We start from the raw sequence: 17,591 nt of genomic DNA on the forward strand, positions 1-17,591 counted from the left end.
CCGCGACGACGTTGAGCGTCCTCACAGCTGCTGTCGGAACCGGCGTCGCCCTGGCCGCTCCCGCCTCCGCCGGCGGTATCGGTGATGTCCTCTCACCTGCCTTCGGGAACAGCTGTACCAACCACAGCACACGGCCCCATGCAGACGGACTCACCCAGCAGGGCACCGGCCTTCTGGGTGGCGATCTCGCCGGCATTCCCGTCGGCGCGCCCCTCAACCAGTGCGGCGGCGCCGACCTCCGCCTCATCCTCCCTGTGGCCGATCCAAAAGATCTCCTAAGGGAAAGGGATTACGCCCAGTCAACGGTACCCCTGCCTATGCCCTGAGCAGTCGGGGTACGAGTACGCGCCGCGCCGCGCCCATCCTGGCAGCCCCGGCGACTTTGTTCCCGGCCGTCCTGGGAGGGCGCTTAGGGAGTTGTGGACGGCTCGCCGGATGCGGTGCGGGCGGCGGCCAGTGCGGCGCGGGCCGTGGCGGTCTCGTACCCGAGCCGCACGGTGGCGTCGTCCGCGTTCGCGGCCGGCTCTTTCTCGAGGAGCGCGGCGCAGGCCGTGCATACTTCGGCGATGACCCACACCCTGCCGAGCAGGTCCGGGATGAGGACCAGGGCCGTCGTTGTCGAGCATGGGGTCGCCCCGCGGAGGTGGCCGGTGTGCCAGGCCTACGGGCCGGCGGCTGACCGGGGCCAGGGAGGGCCAGGCCGCGTTGCGTCCGGCGTCGCAGCCTACCCGCACGTTGCCGGCACTCCAGGCTCTCCAGAACGTCACCTGCTGTCACGCCGTGCGCGCATGACTCACCGCGGGGCCCAGTTGGAAGGGGCTGGCTCGCCTGTTGGGAAGGCTTTGAGGTAGACCCTCGCCTGTGGCTGACGACGTCTTGCCGCACCCAAGGGCTACCGGCGAGCAGATCTGCCGGATCCCGACATCTTGAACCGGCGCGTTATCGGAGGGTAGAGTGCCAGCACTGCTCAGTAAGAAAGACCTAGATGTTCACGTAGAATATGGCTCCTTTGGGATCCAGGAGTTCTACCTTGACGATATTCCCATCCCATATCCAGACGCCCGTGAGCCGGGTGTCTTCCTTCAATCCTTTCCCGGACGGCTCGACTTCGGCAGCGCTGGTCATACCCATACGGCCTCCGTCACTGTAGAGATCTGGGATTCCCGTCCCATCGGCGACCTGCATCAGGAATGGGATGAAGTAGCAGAGTCTACGTTCGAAACGCCCACTGGGGAGCTGGCTTTCTGGGACAGCGGCCCGCAGCAGGGGAACAACATTTCTCTGGGACGGCCCTGCCACTGGGCCGTCCGCGCAGCCGCTGCTGGACGAGCAGAAGCTAAGCGGCAGACCCGGCTGATGGGACCCGTCCACGGCGTAGAGCGGTGGCTCCTGCAGTTCTGGCCAGCGGACGCCTGACAGCGATCCGCTGCATGACGGGCAGGTCTCCGTCCCCCGAAGGCGGGACAAAGACCTGCCCGTCTTCCCGCCGTCGGCGGCAAGTCCCTCCGGCCCGCCCTCGACGCTGGCGCTCAGCGGCCAGGAGACCGGGGCTGCCACCGAACGGAGCGCGGCTGCTCCGCCAGCACGTGCAGGTCCTTTCCGGTGCCTGCTCACCGTTCCTGGCGCACGCCGCCCACCAGGCCCGTCCCGTCGAAAACGCGGTCGCCTGATGGCGCCTCCCTCAAAAGCCTCTACCAACCACCCGCACGCCTCCTCCGGCTCGACCGCAGCTTCGCCGCCCACCACGCCCCCGACCTCACCGGCCTCCTCGACACGCTGTTCCCGCCCACCCGGCACGTCTGGACCCGGACCTGCCTCGTCCACGGCGACCCCTCCCCGCCGAACACCCTCATCCGCCCCGACGGCGTCGCGGTCCTCATCGACTGCGAAAACGCCGCCCTCGCCCACCCCGGCCTCGACCTCGGCCGTGCCCTCTTCCACGCCCACTGGCACAGCGCCACCAGCGCCGACGCCCTCATGGCCGGGTACACCGACCTCTACCCGCTGCCCGACCAGTTCGCCGCGTGGACCGCCGCAGCGGGCATCCACATCGCCGCATGGCGCCACTCCCACCGCCGACGCCAGGCGTACTCCCCTGGAGCCCCGCCCTGGAGCAGGCACGGCACTGGGCCGGCACCTCCACGATCTGACCCATCCCGACCCGGCCCAGCCGCTACTGTCCCCTTCGTGCACGCACCGAGGGGAGAGCAAGCCCCCACCCAGCCGGCCCCCAACCGACGCCGCCCCTGGCCCTCTTCGACCTGGACAGCACCCTGATCGACCGCACCGAGGGCCTGCGGCACTGGGCGGAAGAATTCGCCCGGGACCGAGGGCTCCGCCCGGGCGCAGTCGACTGGCTCGTCGAAGCGGACGCCGACGGCCTCAAACCCAAGGACCAGTTCTTCACCGAGGTCCGCGATCACTTCGCCCTCAGTGAGAGCCCCGACGCCCTGCACGACGAGTACCAGCAGCAGTACCCGCTCTTCCTCCGCTGCCCCCAGCATGTCCTCGACCAGCTCGCGTATCTGCGTGCATCCGGCTGGCGAGTCGGCGTCGTCACCAACGGCCTGACCCGCACGCAAACAGCTGCCCTCAAACACACCGGGCTCGCGCAGCACCTCGACGGCTGGTGCGTCTCGGAAGAAGCCGGCGTCCGAAAGCCGGACCCGCGCATCTTCGCCCTGGCCGTCGACTGGGTCCCCCCGGGCACGCCCGGCTACCCGCCGGGCTTCCCCGGCGAGGTCATATACGTGTTCGACGGCGGCACGCTCACCGAGGACGATCTCGCCCAAGTACGCCTTCCCGAACGTGAGGTCACCGCCGTCCGCCGCGTCGAACCGGCGCTCCTGCCACACCAGATGGACCCCGCGAACGCCCGGCGCGCGCTGGCCGCGCTCCGCGCACGGATCAACGGCGCCGGACCCGCGATCCTCGAAGACGGCCGCCCCCTGGCCCCCACCTGCTTGGACGACCTCCAGGTGCTGCGCACTCCCCGCAAACCGCAGCTGTGGCCATGGCACACGTCGCTTCCGGCACCGGTGGAGCTTCCGGTCAAGCAGGCCTGGGGGTGGCTGTTCACCAAAGACGGGCGAGTGCTCGTCCTCATCGGCCAGGACACCGGCTCCGCCTGCCTGCCCGGCGGCACCGTCGAGCCGGCCGACCACGGCGATCCCGAACGCACGCTCCACCGGGAGGCATGGGAGGAGGCGCGGGTGCGTATCAGCGATCCGCTCCCCCTGGGCTACCTCCATGACGACGCCGACGGCCTGCCGTGCGCCCGGGCCCGGTACGCGGCCCGGATCACGGGATGGGATCCGCCATGCCGCGACGAGGCAACCCGTCAGACCTATACCCGGCTCCTGGCCACGCCCGAGCAAGCAGCACAGCTCTTCGACTGGGGAGACGAGGCGGCCGCCCAGCTCGCCGCCGTTCACACCGCCCGGGAGGAACTCCGCCTACCCACTCCCATCCGGCAACCGATCAGCGAACTCCTGCCGCCGGAGCCCACCGACACCCCCGGAACTCCATAGCGGGGCCTGGCCAGAACGCACTGACTCGGACGTCACCGAGGACACATCAGCTGTATCAAGACGCTCACGCAGAAGATGTTCCGCTGATCCACCGCTTGGCCGCGGACGCAAATGCCCTGATCAGCGCCCGAGGGCGCGCTTGCGGGCTTCCTTCTCCCGGTCGGATACACGACCGCAACAGACCAGAGCGATCAGGGTCGCAGGGATCCAGCCCCATTTGGCAACAAAGTCCGCGATGGTGCCGACCACCGAGTCGTCGTCGGTGAACCACGCCGCGGCGACCGCCGCAACTCCAGCAAACAACCAGACGCCTCAGATGTCCTTGTACGCGTCACGCGCGGCAGCCTTAACATCGTTGTACCCGTCGCTCATGGGTCCCTTTCCGCTGGATTCCCCGGATCTTAACAAGGTCTACGATCAACTGTTTCATTCTCTGGAGGTGGGCGGGCGGGGCGGCCGCGCTGGCTGGATCCTGTTAGCTTCTCGTGACGTTGAACGGCGGCGTGGCCACCGATCGCTACCCCACGCGGCATCCGCTCGGCGCCCACGCGACCGCCACCACCACGAGCACCAGGACCGTCCGTACGGTCTACCGAAGGCTTCACAAGCCCAGCTCCATGAAGGCATCACGGTCCCCAGCACTCGAACAACCCCAACGAGGCACCTGGGCCTCACAGGGATCCTTCAGAAGGAATTAGGTCAGCACGTTCCTCACGGCTCCGGGACCGGGTCGCCCGTCGGCGCAGCTCTGTAAGGCGCAGGTGACCGCCCCAGTGGCTCCGGCCTGCCTGCATGGTGGCCAGTTCGAGAGTTACCGTACTCACCAGCGCTGGGGCGGTCTGGGAGATCTCCCAGATGTGTGTGCGCGAGGCCGGCGAAGGATCACGCGGGCAGCGTGGCCGGTAGCGCAGCACGCCAAAGCGGGCAGCGGTCTGTAGGAAGGCCGATTGCGCCCAGCGGGCCACCACGGTGCGGCTTTGGCAGATGCGGGTCACGATGCCCTTCAGCTCAAGGAACACAACATCCCCAGGACCAGCGGCTTCCTGGCTCAAGAGGGTGAGGATCTGGCGCGTGAGGGCTTCGGTGAGATCACTGACGTGATCGGCACGCAGAGCAGGCTGGGCCTGGAAGTCCTCAGGCAGCAGCACACGAGGCCCGCGGCTCGGAGCAGGGCGACAACCGAGAGGGACGGGAGCGCTGTGAGTGGGATGAACACCGGACACGGCGGGAAGAGAGGCGCGGGCCTGGCGCAGCGCGTGACTGAGGATGGCCTCCCGGACAGGGTTGCTACCCAGGCGCAGGGCGGCGAGCTCGGTGGGATCCAGCACCGGCTCCAAGGTCACGCACCCGGCACAACCCACCGATCCCGTCCTCGCACGCCGTGGAGCTGCAAGGTCGACCTTCCCAGCGCTTCTTCCGACACCGATTCATCTTGTCTTTTAACCAGTTCGGCGAGGTTTCGTGCCCCACCTTGTGGCGGGCTGGCCGGCTAGTGAGCCGCTAGCGTGTCCGGATGCCGTCTGTGAGCCTGCGTCGCTCAGTCCGCGCGATCATCCTCGACGAGGAGAACTGCATCCTCCTCTGCCGGTTTGCCATTCCAAAGCCGGCAGGAACCGTGGTGTGGTCAGCTCCCGGTGGAGGAATCGAGCCGGGCGAGACGCCATTTGCCGCCCTCCGCCGTGAACTGCGTGAAGAGGTTGGTCTTGTCATCGAGGCAGATCCACCGCATGTCTGGCACCAGGAAGTCGTGGCGCCTGATCACGCCGAAGGCTACGCCGGGGTCATCAACGACTACTTCCTCGTAAGCACTTCCCATTTCAGTCCACGCGGGACTCTGACCGACGACCAGCTTGCAGCGGAGAACATCAGCGGTCTGAAGTGGTGGCACCCGAAGGAGATCGATGCTTATACCGGTCCCGACCTGTTCTCCCCACGCGACCTTGCAACTCCCTTGACGGCATTGATCACCTCTGGTGTTCCAGCCGAACCAGTACAGCTCGACCTCTGAACAGACAGCTCTGTCACGGTGCGAGCAGGACTCGCTTTCGCAGGAAGTCGAAGCCGGCGCGGCCGAACATCCGGCGCTTGAGCATCTTGATGCGGTTGACGTGACCTCGACGACGCCGCAGTTCCAGAGCGTGGAGAGGCCAGCGGTGATGGCGGCGAGGTCGCGTTCGAGGTGCTGGGCGAACCGGCTGAGGTTGGGGAGGCCGGTGGCGGCCGTGGCGGATTCGATCCACTTCTTCGGTAGCTGGTCGCTTTGCAGGTGAGTGAGCATGTGGGCGAAGGCTCGCACATGCCTGGCGAGGGTCTCGAGCTCGGGGCAGTTGGCCAGAGCCGGGGGTTGGTGAAGATCTTGGTCCAGCCTGCGCCGTGCGGCGCCCCCCCCCGGCTCTGCGCGGCCATCGTCGACCGCCTCACCTTCAACGGCACCATCATCGAGACCGGCACCGACTCCTACCGCCTTGCCAGTACCCGAGCTCGCGCCGCGGAGACGGCCAAGGCCGGCTGACCGGAGTTGCTGGTCCGCTGCCCCAAGAGCAGCGGACCAGCAAGCCTCATGACCTGGTCATTCCCCGAGTGCGAACGACGCGCGTTCCTGCCACATCGTGCCGTCGTGCACCATGAGCTCAACCGACGAGACGCGAGAAGTGAACGGGAGCCTGTCGACGAGGTCGACCTCGACCTCCTCCACGACGGCATCTTCCTGACCTTGAGCGATGGTCAGGTGCGGCACGATCTCGGCAAACCGGCCCCCCTACGGCGGAGCCTCAGGCCAACGGTCAGTGATCGCCTCCGTGAGCTGCCGCAACTGCGTGTCGGGCTCGGGGACGAGATACAGCACTTCCGGGAGCCGTCCGCATCTCTCGAACCTCAGGTCAAAGGCCTGGCGGCTGCCCAGAACCTCCGCGAGAGCGGAGTAGACGGGCACATCTATTCGGCTCTCGTCGAGAAACGGGAAGAGCACGGTGACGTGGGCTGGGACCCCGGCCTGGGCTGAGGGGTCGAGCTGTTCACGCCACCCGCGGACTGCTGGCTCCGCCTCCGGGATCCGGACGATGAGCCCCGTCTGGCCCGTCTGAAACGCACTGGTGCTGTCATCTGCCATGACATCGCATGGTGTCACCTCTGCCGCACACAGCACGGCTCCATTGCCGCTGAACGATCATGCCGATCTGCGAAGCGGGTCGACGAGCGGAACGCGCGAGACGGTCACGCTGCCGCTATTTCTCGTGAACATCCAGAGTGCCAGTGATCGCTGAACGCTGCCGGAACGCATGAACAAACACTGTCGGTTGAAGTGAACGAAGCCAACCAGCGACCACAACTCATCGTCAGTCAGCCAGGGTTGAGGGTTCCGGTTGCTCACACCCAAGCAACCGACACACCCGTCCCAAGGACACGACTACCCAAGTTACGTTAGAACTTCTTAACCACCCGCCAGCGTGGGGCACCGGGGCAGCCCCGGGGGCGAGCAGCTCGTAAGGCTCCGCATCGAGGGCTTGGGGCGACGTAGTGGGCGCGGTGGAACATGATGACGGGGCCACGATGTCCGGAGTTATGAAGCGCACGAGCGCACTGTTTCCGGTTGGCCAAGGGGAGCGCGGCCGGGACTTCCTCGGATCCCCTTCCCCGATCACGTCGCAGATCCTGCTTGCCGGACACGACCGGTGTCAGCAGCGTGCCCTGCCCGGTGTGCTCAGCTCGAGTCACGAGGTACAACGGGATGGGCAGAGCCCCACTCGTTCGGGGGCCGCACCCAGGGAGCGAAGCGCTGCTCGGGCCCTGCATCCTTGCGCCAGTACCGCAAGACGGTTTCCTGGACGATATCGAGCCGCTCGGCGGCGATGAGACACGAAACAGGTTCCTGCCCGCCCCCGTCGGCTTCGAAAGCAACCACGACAGGCGGCTTCTCGCCGAGCTGACGCGTGACTTTCAGCAGCTCATCCGGCGACGGCGCCCGAAAGACCGGATCGTGAAACGAGGACGGACAGCTGACGAAGGCCGGATCGCCAAAGACCAATTCCAGACCGTGGTGGTAAATCAGGTCGTGGCCGGCAGCAAGCTTGAGCTGTCCGCCATCCCAGGCAATGACGTCCCAGTCCCACCACGACCCTTCAGGGAGCTGGACCGCAGCATGTGCTTCCTCGACACCCACCTTCAGCCCCCTCAACCTACTCGAAACAGATCGACAGGCTACATAGCAGCTCCGAGCATGCCGTGACCGGCTGGACCTGCTCGACCGGTCGAGCAGCCGGGCCACGGCGGCCGGCCATCGACGTGACGGCGCCCGGCACAGCACGCGCGAGACATCCAGAGGGAGAGCACCGGCAGCAAACACACTCTGCTCCTGCGCCACCACCGTCATGACAGCCAACAAGCCACATGGTGGGCAATGGGCCCGGCTGGTCACCTCGCCCAGGCCCTATGTACCGCCGACGCACGAGGTGTGGCAGCCGACGCCGAGACGACCCTGGTGCGCAGAGCCCAATACGGCCGCCTCTCCCCCGCGCTCAAGGCCACCGACCACCAACCGCACGCAGCCTACGACCGCGGACTCCCTCCGGCACGCTGCGCGCGGGGAAGCCACAGCCCACAAGGCTGGGGATGCGCTGAAGCACCGGGTGGACGCGGACCACTACCGTAAGGGCCGCGTCGCCCCCCCGTCCCGCGGGGCATGACAGCACCCCGGCGGAGGACCGCGCTGCGGCGCAGGCTCCCTACGCGTTCAGCCCAGGATGCTCGCGCGCCCACGCCTTCTGCCCGGCGACGAAGGCCGACCGCGGCACAGGCTCGGTGCACTCCTCTGCAACGCCCGGTTCTGCCGGACCACAGCCGAACGTCACCGGGTGAGGACAGTGAAACCCGCTGGTCCATGACGAAGCGCCGCCGGTACGGTCAGCCCGTGTGCACCTACGCCTTCGTCCACTACAAACTGCACTACGCATGTGTGCCGTGCCGGGTCAGCTTCAAACGACATCCCAGCGACGCCGGACACACATGCCCGCGCTGCGCCGGGCCGATGCTCTGTGCCGGCCACGACTTTGCGGCACCCCGCCGCAGTAACCGGAAAGCATGGACGGTCGTTGCGGCAGTACTGGCGGCTGGCTTGCGCTACGAAGGGTTCGAGCTCTGCGGTTGCGGTCGGGATCCGAAATTCCGCCCCCGAACCCGTGCCCAACTCCGCGCCCGCCGCATAGCCGCTGCCCGGACCGGCACCCCGCTCCCGGAACTACTCGGCCGGGCCGACCCGCTGGAAGCCTGCTGATCCCGGAGGGCCGCGCCACCGGCGAGTCCGTCGAGCAGATCCCGCCAGCACTGATCGCTCCCGGCAAACGGAAGAGGCGGAACCGTTCAATCGCCATCATTTACCAGGCGCACGCCGGCGGCTGAACACCCTGGCCCTTTAGACGAATCCCACCGGCAGCCGGCGAGCCGTGGCGCCTGCGGAGGAGAGCGCCGAGCCGTGGCCCCTGACAGCACGAGTACACATCGGCCGCCACCATCACCAACCTCGCCGACACCGGATGGCCTGCCGATGGTGCGGCGAACGGTTGCCTGCATCACGCCGCCGGGGGCGCGGGCTGTCCTGTGGCACTGGTGTGGTGACGGCCCCGCATGACGTGCGAACGGGACACGGGGCCGCCGCGCCCGCGTGTCCTGTCCACCGCGAGCATCGCGACCCTAAACCGGCCAGCCATTCAGGACCTGCAGCTGTCGGCCGACTGGGGGTGTCGCAGCGGGCACCCGTGCCGGAGGCCGCCACGCTCCAGCCCCGATACCTGTTCACCGCTGGTCGTCCCGCAGTGTCAGCGGTCACGGAATTCCCCATCTTCGACCGTTTCCGCGTCACGGGATTCCCCACCCTCGTGGTCACGATTCCCCAGGGGGGTGACGATCGCAGACCGGTGTGCCATACAGGTCGTGGCGGCAGGTACGGATCACCCCGGTTGGTGCGCGGGCGGTGTTCTCACGCATGCTGTGGCGTGGCGCGCAGTCCTTCGAGGAGCGTGGCCAGGTAGCGGTGTGCGGTGTCGATCCGGTCGGCGGGTGTGCCACCGTGGACGTTAACGGCGTAGGCGATGCCGCACATGAGCGGGACGAGGTCGGCGGCGGCCAGGTCACGGCGGACCGCTCCGGCATCGCGAGCCCGGCCGAGAAGTGCGGTGCCGACCGACCGAAGCGTCTCTTTGAGTTCCGTGGTGCGCGGCAGGGTGTCGGTGGCTGCCGCGGTGACCGGGGCGAGCGACGCGTCGGTGACCTGCGCTTCGACGGTGCGGAACAGGAAACCTTCGAGCGCGCGCCAAGGGTCGGTGCCGCTCAGAGCCTGCTGCCCGTGATCGGCCAGGGCTTCCAGGCAGGGAGTGGCAACAGTCTCCAGTAGCGCCTCGGGGGTGGCGAAGTGCCGGTAGACAGTGCCGACTCCGAGTCCGGCGCGGCTGGCGACGTCGTTCAGCTGCAGGGGGGCGCCCTGGTCGACCAGGGCACGGGCGACCGCGACGATTCGGTCCCAGTTGCGGGCCGCGTCCTTGCGCAGGGGCATCGTCATGGGGACATGCTAACCGGATTCTCCATCCGGATGATGCCGCCGACAGCACCCGCGCCACCTGGCGGGGTCAGGTGAGGGTGAGAGGTGCATACCGTTCACTGAGCCGGCGCACGTTCTGGGCGATGCGGGGGTCGGTCGCTGCGCGATGCGGCGTCACGGGGTGCGCCTGGGCCCCGATGACGATGCCGGTCCGGCCCGCGAGGGCTTCGTCAGTGGCGGCGACGATCGAGGGCCGGGCAGCCACGGACGCCGGACCCGAGGTGGAGCGTTCGAACTTGCGGTGCACCAGCGGCCACAGCAGTCGCAGGGCCGGTGAGACGATCTTCGGGTCGGTCATGGTGCCGTTGGTCATGTCGGTCGCGGCGCCTCCCGGGTCGGCGGCGAAGACGGAGGCGGCCGTGCCCTTCAGCCGGTTCGCCAGGTCGAGCGTGTAGGCGAGGTTGGCGAGCTTGGCGCGGCCGTACCAGTGGAAGCCGTAGTAGCCGCCGGGCGGCTCGACGGTGTCGAAGGCCCTCTTCGCGAGCCCGGCCGCGCCCGAGGTCACGTTCACGATCCTGCTCGGCGCCCCGCCTGTCAGCGTGGGCAGCAGCAGTTCCGTCAGCAGGTACGGCGAGAGGTGGTTGACGACGAACGACGCTTCGATGCCATCCAGGGTCTGTCGCTGCGGGAACATCGCCCCGACGTTGTTGACCAGCACGGTCAGCTGGTCGCCGGAGGCGGTGTGCTCAGCGGCAATCCGGTCGGCGAGCGCGCGCACCTGGTCGAGCGAGCCGAGGTCAGCGGGCAGGAACCGCCCGGGATGCGCCGGGTTCGTTGCGTTGATTCGGTCGACCGCCCGGGCACCGCGGTCGGCGTTGCGTCCGACCACGGCGACCGAGAACCCGGCGCCGGCCAGTCCCAGGGCCGTCTCCAGTCCGATGCCGGCCGTCCCCGCTGTGACCAAAGCTGTCTTCACCATGTTCCCCTCCACCCAGATAATCGGATAGTTCATCCGCTTGCTCGGACGGTAGCACACAACCGGATGAGCTATCCGCTTAGAGGTTCGGGCGGCCAGACAGGCAATGCCGCGTGCCACGAAGCCGCGCCGATCCGAGCACGCCCGACGGTCCGAGCGCCCATCGGCCACTGCCTCCCGAACACCTGGGGAATTGCGTGACGTTTGCCCCGGGGAATTACGTGACCGTCGACAATCACACGGGCGACGAGGGCGATCAGCACGAGGATGCTGTACTTCACGGCGGTGAGCAGGCCAAGGCGGACGCCGATGACGGCGAGCACAATCTGGATGACGCCGCGCGCGTTGATGCCGGCGCCGCCCGCGAGGGCTTCCCACCGGCTGAGCCGGCCGGTGATGCTGCTGGCGAAGGCACCGGGTACTTGCCGACGACGGCGACGCCGAGCGCGACCAGGGCCCACAGCCCGGCCGTGGGGTGGGCCAGTTCCCTCAGGTCGATGCGCAGCCCGGCCAGGGCGGAGAAGAGCGGGGACAGGAAGCCGAGAACCGTGGTGCGGGCGGGTCGAGCTGGGGGCCCTGGCCTGCCGCGCAGGTTGCGATGAGGGTCCCGCACAGGAACACCCCCAGGAGCGCCTCAAGCCTGAGGGCTTGCGCGGCGGCGCCGACCAGGAGGATCAGGACGACGGCCGCCGTGACGGGGGCCGCTGCGGGAGCTGGAGCGTCCTGCCCAGCGCATGACGCGCGGCATGATCCAGCAGCCCACAGTGATCACACCGAGGAGAAGGACACCCAGGTGCCACAGAAGCGGGGCGATGTTCTCGGGCCGCGAGGCCGGTGGTGGCAACTGCCGTGACGAGGGAGACCAGGAGCCTGCCCACCGCGTCCTCGACGGCCGTCACGCACAAGATTATCTGGCCGACGTTGCCGTCGATGTCCAGGACAGCTCTTGGGGACCCACCGTGACGGCTTCCTCTGGCCCCGGCTGAGGAACGGTTTTGCAGTGGCCCCATCTTGACTGTGATGACGTCGGGGCCTCGTGGCCACCCTGTCTGACCGCGTTGATACAACCTCGTCATGACGTACCGATTCACTGCTCGCGCCGCCAGTACCGAGATCGATCCTGACGGCTACTTCACCGAGGCCGCCCTTGCGGAGGGCGAGGACGGCAGCGGCTTCATCCTGATGTTCATGGCGGGCGAGGAAGAGCCTGACCACCAGGAGGTCGCGCTGGGAATGGACACGCACTGCCTGGTCACCGCTGATCAGGGAACGGCCTACGGGTGTGTTCGCGAAGCCGTCCTGGAGGGCAACATCCTCCGCATTTCACTGGATCCCGAGGCTCTGGAAAGCCTTCGGTTGAACGAGGGCGAGATCGAGGCCGTCATCGAGGTGCCAGCCGAAGACGCCGCCCGGTTCCGCGAGGTCCTCGCTCAGGTGCTCACCTATGGGCGGGCGGACGCCGTACCCACGCGGCTAGCAGTCTGACAAGAGGGGTCGGGCCAGGCCGAACCGTTCCTCGCCCAACCAATTGAGCGATCACCTACATAGCCCAATGGCCCTCGCACGGCGTCGCGGCAGTCAACGGCGACAGCGGAGGACCTGTCTTCGTCGGGGCAAACAACTGGACCGCCGACGAGGCGCGGGGGACAACCACTGCACTCGACAAGACGATCACGTGCTCGTCCGAGCTGAACGAGAACACTGTCCTCGACGGACACCAGCGCAAGCCATAGTGCCTGGGCGGGGTGTACTACGCGCCCATCTCCCAGACTCTGGCCGTCATGAAGTGGACCCTCGCCACCGGATGACGAACCTGCGGGTCGGCGTCAGCACGACAGCACCGGCCCACTGCCCTTCCCCGGGCCGCTGAACGGTGCAAGGCTCAGGCGCGCAACGTCGTCATCATCGTCAACCATGGAGCACGAGCGTGGAGCGGCAGCAGCTCAAGCGCGTCCATACGCACCCTGTGGATCACCGGCACAGCCGCTGTGGTCATCATCGCCGCAGCGGCCTGGTGGCTGGGCGAGCAGCACCACAACACTCACCGCGACAACGCGGCGGTCCTCGGCGACGCCCTCGTAGGCCGGGGCGGCCGAACGTAGACCACCACGGCCAGATGGGCTCCCTGCCAAGCCAAACGCCCCCAGCTTCAGGCCCGCGAGTCCGAGAACACCGTGACCGTGGCGCTCAGGGAAACCACCGCAGACCTGCGACACCAGTTCGCAAGCACCCGCTGTCCCGCATCGCCACAGCCCGCCCGCGTGTGCGCAAGGCATGGGTGGACGCCGGCTACCACACCACCGCCATCGACCACGGCACCCGCCTGGGCCACCGCGGCGACTCACCTCCGCCTGCGCGGAGAGCACTCAACGCTGCCCTGCCCACAGCCGATCTGATCCGGCTCACCTCCGCCTGCGCGGAGAGCACCCGAGGATCCGGTCCCGGGTCGGCCTGATGATCGGCTCACCTCCGCCTGCGCGGAGAGCACCCTTCGCGACCTGGGCCGTTAGAAGGGCTTTGCCATTTCATGGCCTTCTTTCTCAGGTGCGAAGCCAAACGAGATGAGGGTGAGGCCGTCGAAGTCGACTGGTCGGCGTCGTTGCTGGCCCGCCAGGTAGAGGTTGAACCCCTGTTCGTTGTCTGCCGGGTGAATGAGAACTGCAACGCCGTCTCCGACACAGGCACTGACAACCTCCCAAAGCTCGTCGCGGACCTTCGCTGAGACCGTTCCTACGTACAGTTCGGGTGTGACCTCGAGAAGCCATCGGGTGAGTGCTCCTCTGAGGTGGTCCGGGACCCCTGTCATCGATAGGGCGACCATGGAGGACATGTGGGGGCCTCTCGGTTCGTCATGGAGAACCGTCTTCGGCGTAGTTGACTCCTCCAGGCAGCGGGCCGGAGACGGGGTCCCATAGGTCTACGAGTTCTTCTTCCATGTCAGCGTGGACGGTTGTCTGGTCCGGATCGAGCAGAGCTTGAACGTCGGCGATGATCCGGGGCATAAGGCGGAAGAGCCGGAGTCCGTCGCGGAAGCCTCGTCTGGCGGCTTGCTCCGGATGTGGGGAATCGTGGAGGGAGAAGGCCAGGGGAATGGTGAGCTCAGCTTTGTATAGGTCAGCGATATCGTAGACGAATGCTTGCTGGTTACCGCTGTGTACGAACCCGAGTGCTGGCGAGCATCCCATAGCCAGCAGTGCCGCATGGGTGATGCCATATAGGCAGGTGTTGGCAGCGGAGAGGGCCAGGTTGACAGGGTCTTGTTGATTCCAGCTGGCCGGGTCATACGCGCGCCTGAAGCGACCGATGCGGTATTGCCGAGCCAGGAGCTGATAGAGGCTTTTGAGTCGCTGGCCTTCCATTCCTCGTAGTTGGGCGAGTGAAGGGTTGGCTGGGGCTGTACCTGGCCCGAATCTGCGCTCATACATGCGGACGGCGACGGCGAGGCGTTCGTGGTCGTTTGCCCAGGAGCGGGTTTGGCGTTCGAGCCATTTGGTGCTCAGTGAATCGGGGGTCATGCCGGCGTAGGTGCGGACCCCTCCGGAGCCGGTGATGATCAGGGTGGTGCCGTGTCGGGCGAGTGTGGTCATGGCTCGTGCGGTGATGCTGGTCCCGGGCCCGAGCAGGATGCGGCTGAGGGCCGCGGTGGGGAGGTAGACGAGCTCGGTGCCTCGGCGTTCTGTGGTGATCACGGCGCATACGCCGGTGTCGTCTTGCTGGACTCGGACGATGTCCAGGTAGAGGAACGACAGTGAGTCACCTATGCGGGGCAGCATGGCGACGGTGGGCGCTGCGAGTTTGCGCCGGGCTGCCGGCTGGTGGGTCATGGTGTTCGCCGCGGTGCGGGAGCGAGACTGAGCAGGCCGCAGCCGTAGGCTTTGCCGCGGCCGAGGCCGTTGATGACGGTTTGGGTGAGCGTTTCAGCGTTGGTGATGCAGGCCGTGCCTTCGAAGCGTGTGCGGGCGTGCCTGATGCGGTGTTTGTCCTGGCCGCGCACGCCTCGGGCGGAGTCCAGCGGTGCCGAGTGCATGCTGATGAGTTTCAGTCCGGCCTTTTCTTCGGCTTGTCGCTGCCACCATTCCTCTGCGGCGTGTCCCTGGAGGGGGATGACTGCTTTGGCGCCGGCGGCCCGGCTGGTGGGTCCGGATTTGCGTACGGCGCTGGCGGCGATGCGGTAGCGCACTTCCAGACCGTCGACCAGGGCGTTGAGGAGCGGGGTGATGTCTTTGGCTGCTGCGCTGCCGTATCCGCGGGGGAGGCGGTCGAGAGCCGGGGGTACACGGCTTTGCAGGAGGATATGGGCCGTGCGCTGGGTCGAGCTGGGTGTGTCTTCGATTCGGTAGAGGATGCCCATCTGTGCGCGGGCCCGGTCTCCGGCGCCGTCGGGGAAGAGCATCATCAGCCGGTGGTGCATGCCGACCGCACTGGCCAGGTCGCGGCGTGCGTCACGGTGCCGCAAGTCGGGTTGGATCTTGGTGAGCCACAGTTTCATGCCCCGGTTCCTTCGGTGGTGTGGCGGGTGAGATAGCGGGCCAGTGCTTGGAGGTAGTCCGGCCCGAGACCGCCGCACTGCCCGGCCGGCAGGGCCAGGGACCGCTGGTAGAGGGGGCGGGCGCGGTAGGCGCGTCGCCGGGGTGAGAGGGAGAGCGGGTCATCGGTGACCTCACCTGAGGGGGTGGAGCCGTCCAGCGAGTCGGGGCCGGAGCTGTGCGGGAGGTGATGATTCAGGTGGCCCAGGGGGGCATCGGAGTGGAAGTCCGTCATGGTGTTGTTCTGGTTGGCCTGTCTGGCCAGGGGGAGGTTGACGAGGTGGGTGAAAGGGTCAGACAGGAGGCCGATCAGGAGGGGGCCTTCCGGCGGGCAGGACCGTCGGCCGAGGTAGGGCGGCCATTGCGGCGAGCGCAGGGACTCGGCGCACTGGGTGAGCAGGCGGTGGTCGGGGCTGGTGAGGGCGGCGGTGAAGGCTGCGTCGGCGAGGTAGTAGCGCTGGGAGAGCAAGGTGCCCTGGGAGGGTGGGCGCTTTTTGCCTTCTGCTGTGGTGACGGTGGCTTTCGGGGGCAGGCCGCCTCCGACGGTGTGCAGGTCGCGCAGCAGGACCCCGGGCCGGTCGGTGCGGGTGGTCAGGGACAGGCCAGCGAGGTCCTCGAGGGGCTCGCCGCGGCGTCGGCCTAAGCAGGCGGCGAGCATGCCGATGATGCCTGAGCGGGTGGGGAAGCGTGCGGTGTCGCGTTCGTTGAAGCGGCTGTGAGTACCCCAGGACTGCAGGGGGCCGGCGAGGTGCAGGAGGAGGCCGCGGGAGGGCGGCTCGGAGCTGCTCATGCGTGCGATTCCAGTGCGGTGGTCACGGCGGAGGTGATCAGCTCGTCGAAAGAGTCAGTGCGCTCACCGAGGCCGGTGAGGTCCTTGTCCTCCAGGCTGGCCCACCCGGACGAGAGCAGGCCGCGTCGGCCCAGCAGGGTGGTGACTGCCGTGGCGTAGTGGTCCAGTGCGTGGCGTGAAGGCTGGGCGTAGCCGCCGTTGCGGTCGGCTGCGATGGGCTTTTCGAAGGCCGCGGCGTAGGAGACGGGCCGGTCGGCGCGTACGCAGATGTGTACGAGGTCGGGGACGGTGTGAGGGGCGGTTGCGGTCTTTTTCGCCTCGGGCAGGGAGAGGATGAAAGCTTCGGCGAAGGCCTGGGCCAGGGTGTGGGCTGCGTCCTGGTCGCCACCGATGTTGCGCAGCAGGTCTGCGAGGTCGAGGGTGGCGTAGCGGTAGAAGACGCCGGCGCTGAATTCGGCGCTGCCCATGTGGGCGCTGCCGGTGGTGTCATGCCAGGCAGCGGTGATGTCGTCGACTGCGGCGAAGTAGTCGACTTCGACGTCCGTGGCGTGGGTGGTCAGTGCATGGGCGACCTGGACGGCTCCGTCGACGCCGGCGTCGTCGATTTCTGCGAGCATGCGGCCGAAGAGGTTGATCACCCCGTTGCGGGAACGGAGGACGGTGTCGATGGCGTCCTGGGGCAGGACGCTCTTGCCGCCCTTCTTCATGTCCTTGGCGGCTTCAAGCTTCTCTCGTGCGGCCTCGGCGATGTCCGCGAGCTCGCTGACGGCCGGCGTGGGAACGTAGACCATGGCGTTGGTGCTCCAGGCCGGGGCGTCGTTGGACGGCGGGTCTGCCTTGATGCTGCTGCCGACCGCGATGTGCTGGCCGGCACGCCGTGCCAGCTCCTGGGGCCAGCCGCGCTCGTGGGCGAGGAGCTGCTCGACGGCTTCGCCGATCCGGCGGGTGCGCAGAGCTTCCTGGCCGGTGGAGCGCTGGAAGTAGCGGCGCACGGCTCGCTTCCAGCACTGGCTGCTGACGCGGGTGCGCTCGCATCCGCCGTACTGGACGGTCTTGACGGAGTTGGTGTCATCCCGGTTGAGGTTGGAGTAGGGCACGCTCTGCAGCACGTGCAGGTCAATGAAGCGGCCAGGTACCGCGGCGACGTTGTCGGGCTTGCTCATGGGCGGGTACTCCTTGGAGAGGCCATCGCGGCGTTCACGGCCGACGGGCGGGTGGGTGGGTGACGCGGTCGCGTACG

The 17,591-nt window shown here is 67.6% G+C and carries 19 protein-coding genes and 2 pseudogenes; 6 read left to right on the forward strand and 15 right to left on the reverse strand.

The features are described from left to right. Nucleotides 1–409 precede the first annotated feature (409 nt). Nucleotides 410–577, reverse strand: coding sequence for a hypothetical protein (locus ACFZCD_RS31960; protein WP_391836559.1), 168 nt, complete (start codon nucleotides 575–577; stop codon nucleotides 410–412). A gap of 404 nt (nucleotides 578–981) precedes the next feature. Next, a complete protein-coding gene (locus tag ACFZCD_RS31965; RefSeq protein ID WP_391836560.1) occupies nucleotides 982–1,131 on the reverse strand; it encodes a hypothetical protein in 150 nt (49 codons plus the stop codon). 471 nt (nucleotides 1,132–1,602) lie between these two features. Between ACFZCD_RS31965 and ACFZCD_RS31970 the strand changes: the two genes are divergently transcribed. From ACFZCD_RS31970 to ACFZCD_RS31980, 3 genes and pseudogenes are all read left to right on the forward strand, one after another. Beyond that, the gene (locus tag ACFZCD_RS31970; RefSeq protein ID WP_391836561.1) at nucleotides 1,603–2,277 is read left to right on the forward strand and encodes a phosphotransferase family protein; all 675 of its coding nucleotides are present in this window, start codon (nucleotides 1,603–1,605) and stop codon (nucleotides 2,275–2,277) included. A gap of 17 nt (nucleotides 2,278–2,294) precedes the next feature. Continuing rightward, nucleotides 2,295–2,630: pseudogene (locus ACFZCD_RS31975) on the forward strand (HAD family hydrolase); the annotation flags it as partial. Between the two features lie 120 nt (nucleotides 2,631–2,750). Next, a complete protein-coding gene (locus ACFZCD_RS31980) occupies nucleotides 2,751–3,530 on the forward strand; it encodes an NUDIX hydrolase (protein ID WP_391836562.1) in 780 nt (259 codons plus the stop codon). A 120-nt stretch (nucleotides 3,531–3,650) separates the two neighbouring features. Here the strand turns inward: ACFZCD_RS31980 and ACFZCD_RS31985 are convergent, their stop codons facing one another. Continuing rightward, complete coding sequence (locus ACFZCD_RS31985) at nucleotides 3,651–3,833, reverse strand: hypothetical protein (protein ID WP_391836563.1); 183 nt, start codon at nucleotides 3,831–3,833, stop codon at nucleotides 3,651–3,653. Between the two features lie 368 nt (nucleotides 3,834–4,201). Next, nucleotides 4,202–4,678: a hypothetical protein gene (locus ACFZCD_RS31990; RefSeq protein WP_391836564.1), complete on the reverse strand. Its 477-nt coding sequence runs from the start codon at nucleotides 4,676–4,678 to the stop codon at nucleotides 4,202–4,204. A gap of 365 nt (nucleotides 4,679–5,043) precedes the next feature. Here ACFZCD_RS31990 and ACFZCD_RS31995 point away from each other — a divergent pair, with 365 nt between their 5' ends. After that, nucleotides 5,044–5,538 carry an NUDIX hydrolase gene (locus ACFZCD_RS31995; RefSeq protein WP_391836565.1) on the forward strand — a complete coding sequence of 165 codons (495 nt, stop codon included), beginning with the start codon at nucleotides 5,044–5,046 and terminating at the stop codon, nucleotides 5,536–5,538. A gap of 378 nt (nucleotides 5,539–5,916) precedes the next feature. After that, nucleotides 5,917–6,042, forward strand: a pseudogene (locus ACFZCD_RS32000) (AAA family ATPase); the annotation flags it as partial. Nucleotides 6,043–6,099: 57 nt separating this feature from the next. Here the strand turns inward: ACFZCD_RS32000 and ACFZCD_RS32005 are convergent. The 6 genes from ACFZCD_RS32005 to ACFZCD_RS32030 all read right to left on the reverse strand — a co-directional run bounded on the left by ACFZCD_RS32005 (nucleotide 6,100) and on the right by ACFZCD_RS32030 (nucleotide 11,496). Then, nucleotides 6,100–6,267, reverse strand: coding sequence for a hypothetical protein (locus tag ACFZCD_RS32005; RefSeq protein WP_391836566.1), 168 nt, complete (start codon nucleotides 6,265–6,267; stop codon nucleotides 6,100–6,102). Nucleotides 6,268–6,288: 21 nt separating this feature from the next. Continuing rightward, nucleotides 6,289–6,639: a 2'-5' RNA ligase family protein gene (locus tag ACFZCD_RS32010; protein ID WP_391836567.1), complete on the reverse strand. Its 351-nt coding sequence runs from the start codon at nucleotides 6,637–6,639 to the stop codon at nucleotides 6,289–6,291. Nucleotides 6,640–7,230: 591 nt separating this feature from the next. After that, nucleotides 7,231–7,689, reverse strand: coding sequence for a hypothetical protein (locus ACFZCD_RS32015; protein WP_391836568.1), 459 nt, complete (start codon nucleotides 7,687–7,689; stop codon nucleotides 7,231–7,233). 1,812 nt (nucleotides 7,690–9,501) lie between these two features. Next, entirely contained in the window at nucleotides 9,502–10,080 is a 579-nt protein-coding gene (locus tag ACFZCD_RS32020; RefSeq protein WP_391836569.1) for a TetR/AcrR family transcriptional regulator, read from the reverse strand. Nucleotides 10,081–10,147: 67 nt separating this feature from the next. Further along, nucleotides 10,148–11,038: an SDR family NAD(P)-dependent oxidoreductase gene (locus ACFZCD_RS32025; protein ID WP_391836570.1), complete on the reverse strand. Its 891-nt coding sequence runs from the start codon at nucleotides 11,036–11,038 to the stop codon at nucleotides 10,148–10,150. 68 nt (nucleotides 11,039–11,106) lie between these two features. Next, complete coding sequence (locus ACFZCD_RS32030) at nucleotides 11,107–11,496, reverse strand: hypothetical protein (RefSeq protein ID WP_391836571.1); 390 nt, start codon at nucleotides 11,494–11,496, stop codon at nucleotides 11,107–11,109. 613 nt (nucleotides 11,497–12,109) lie between these two features. Between ACFZCD_RS32030 and ACFZCD_RS32035 the strand changes: the two genes are divergently transcribed. Further along, the gene (locus ACFZCD_RS32035; protein ID WP_391836572.1) at nucleotides 12,110–12,520 is read left to right on the forward strand and encodes a hypothetical protein; all 411 of its coding nucleotides are present in this window, start codon (nucleotides 12,110–12,112) and stop codon (nucleotides 12,518–12,520) included. A gap of 1,021 nt (nucleotides 12,521–13,541) precedes the next feature. Here the strand turns inward: ACFZCD_RS32035 and cas2e are convergent. From cas2e to cas7e, 5 genes are read right to left on the reverse strand one after another with little or no spacing between them, the layout of a single operon-like run. After that, nucleotides 13,542–13,865, reverse strand: a complete 324-nt coding sequence (gene cas2e / locus ACFZCD_RS32040) for a type I-E CRISPR-associated endoribonuclease Cas2e (RefSeq protein ID WP_391836573.1) — start codon at nucleotides 13,863–13,865, stop codon at nucleotides 13,542–13,544. Between the two features lie 19 nt (nucleotides 13,866–13,884). Next, on the reverse strand, nucleotides 13,885–14,859 hold the full coding sequence (gene cas1e / locus ACFZCD_RS32045) for a type I-E CRISPR-associated endonuclease Cas1e (protein WP_391836574.1): 975 nt from the start codon (nucleotides 14,857–14,859) through the stop codon (nucleotides 13,885–13,887). Beyond that, on the reverse strand, nucleotides 14,856–15,524 hold the full coding sequence (gene cas6e / locus ACFZCD_RS32050; RefSeq protein ID WP_391836575.1) for a type I-E CRISPR-associated protein Cas6/Cse3/CasE: 669 nt from the start codon (nucleotides 15,522–15,524) through the stop codon (nucleotides 14,856–14,858). The genes cas1e and cas6e overlap by 4 nt, the downstream gene beginning before the upstream one ends. Beyond that, the gene (gene cas5e, locus ACFZCD_RS32055; RefSeq protein ID WP_391836576.1) at nucleotides 15,521–16,351 is read right to left on the reverse strand and encodes a type I-E CRISPR-associated protein Cas5/CasD; all 831 of its coding nucleotides are present in this window, start codon (nucleotides 16,349–16,351) and stop codon (nucleotides 15,521–15,523) included. Before cas5e ends, cas6e begins: the two co-directional genes overlap by 4 nt. Beyond that, nucleotides 16,348–17,514 carry a type I-E CRISPR-associated protein Cas7/Cse4/CasC gene (gene cas7e, locus ACFZCD_RS32060; RefSeq protein WP_391836577.1) on the reverse strand — a complete coding sequence of 389 codons (1,167 nt, stop codon included), beginning with the start codon at nucleotides 17,512–17,514 and terminating at the stop codon, nucleotides 16,348–16,350. The genes cas5e and cas7e overlap by 4 nt, the downstream gene beginning before the upstream one ends. Nucleotides 17,515–17,591: the final 77 nt, after the last annotated feature.

It is taken from the genome of Streptomyces sp. NPDC008001 (assembly GCF_042958085.1).
Lineage (GTDB): Bacteria > Actinomycetota > Actinomycetes > Streptomycetales > Streptomycetaceae > Streptomyces.

Excerpts from the sequence above, each read along its gene's own strand:
- ACFZCD_RS31965 (WP_391836560.1), bottom strand. The coding sequence starts at position 1,131 with ATGGGTATGACCAGCGCTGCCGAAGTCGAGCCGTCCGGGAAAGGATTG.
- ACFZCD_RS31995 (WP_391836565.1), top strand. The coding sequence starts at position 5,044 with ATGCCGTCTGTGAGCCTGCGTCGCTCAGTCCGCGCGATCATCCTCGAC.
- ACFZCD_RS32010 (WP_391836567.1), bottom strand. The coding sequence starts at position 6,639 with ATGGCAGATGACAGCACCAGTGCGTTTCAGACGGGCCAGACGGGGCTC.
- ACFZCD_RS32020 (WP_391836569.1), bottom strand. The coding sequence starts at position 10,080 with ATGACGATGCCCCTGCGCAAGGACGCGGCCCGCAACTGGGACCGAATC.
- ACFZCD_RS32025 (WP_391836570.1), bottom strand. The coding sequence starts at position 11,038 with ATGGTGAAGACAGCTTTGGTCACAGCGGGGACGGCCGGCATCGGACTG.
- ACFZCD_RS32035 (WP_391836572.1), top strand. The coding sequence starts at position 12,110 with ATGACGTACCGATTCACTGCTCGCGCCGCCAGTACCGAGATCGATCCT.
- cas2e (WP_391836573.1), bottom strand. The coding sequence starts at position 13,865 with ATGTCCTCCATGGTCGCCCTATCGATGACAGGGGTCCCGGACCACCTC.
- cas1e (WP_391836574.1), bottom strand. The coding sequence starts at position 14,859 with ATGACCCACCAGCCGGCAGCCCGGCGCAAACTCGCAGCGCCCACCGTC.
- cas6e (WP_391836575.1), bottom strand. The coding sequence starts at position 15,524 with ATGAAACTGTGGCTCACCAAGATCCAACCCGACTTGCGGCACCGTGAC.
- cas5e (WP_391836576.1), bottom strand. The coding sequence starts at position 16,351 with ATGAGCAGCTCCGAGCCGCCCTCCCGCGGCCTCCTCCTGCACCTCGCC.
- cas7e (WP_391836577.1), bottom strand. The coding sequence starts at position 17,514 with ATGAGCAAGCCCGACAACGTCGCCGCGGTACCTGGCCGCTTCATTGAC.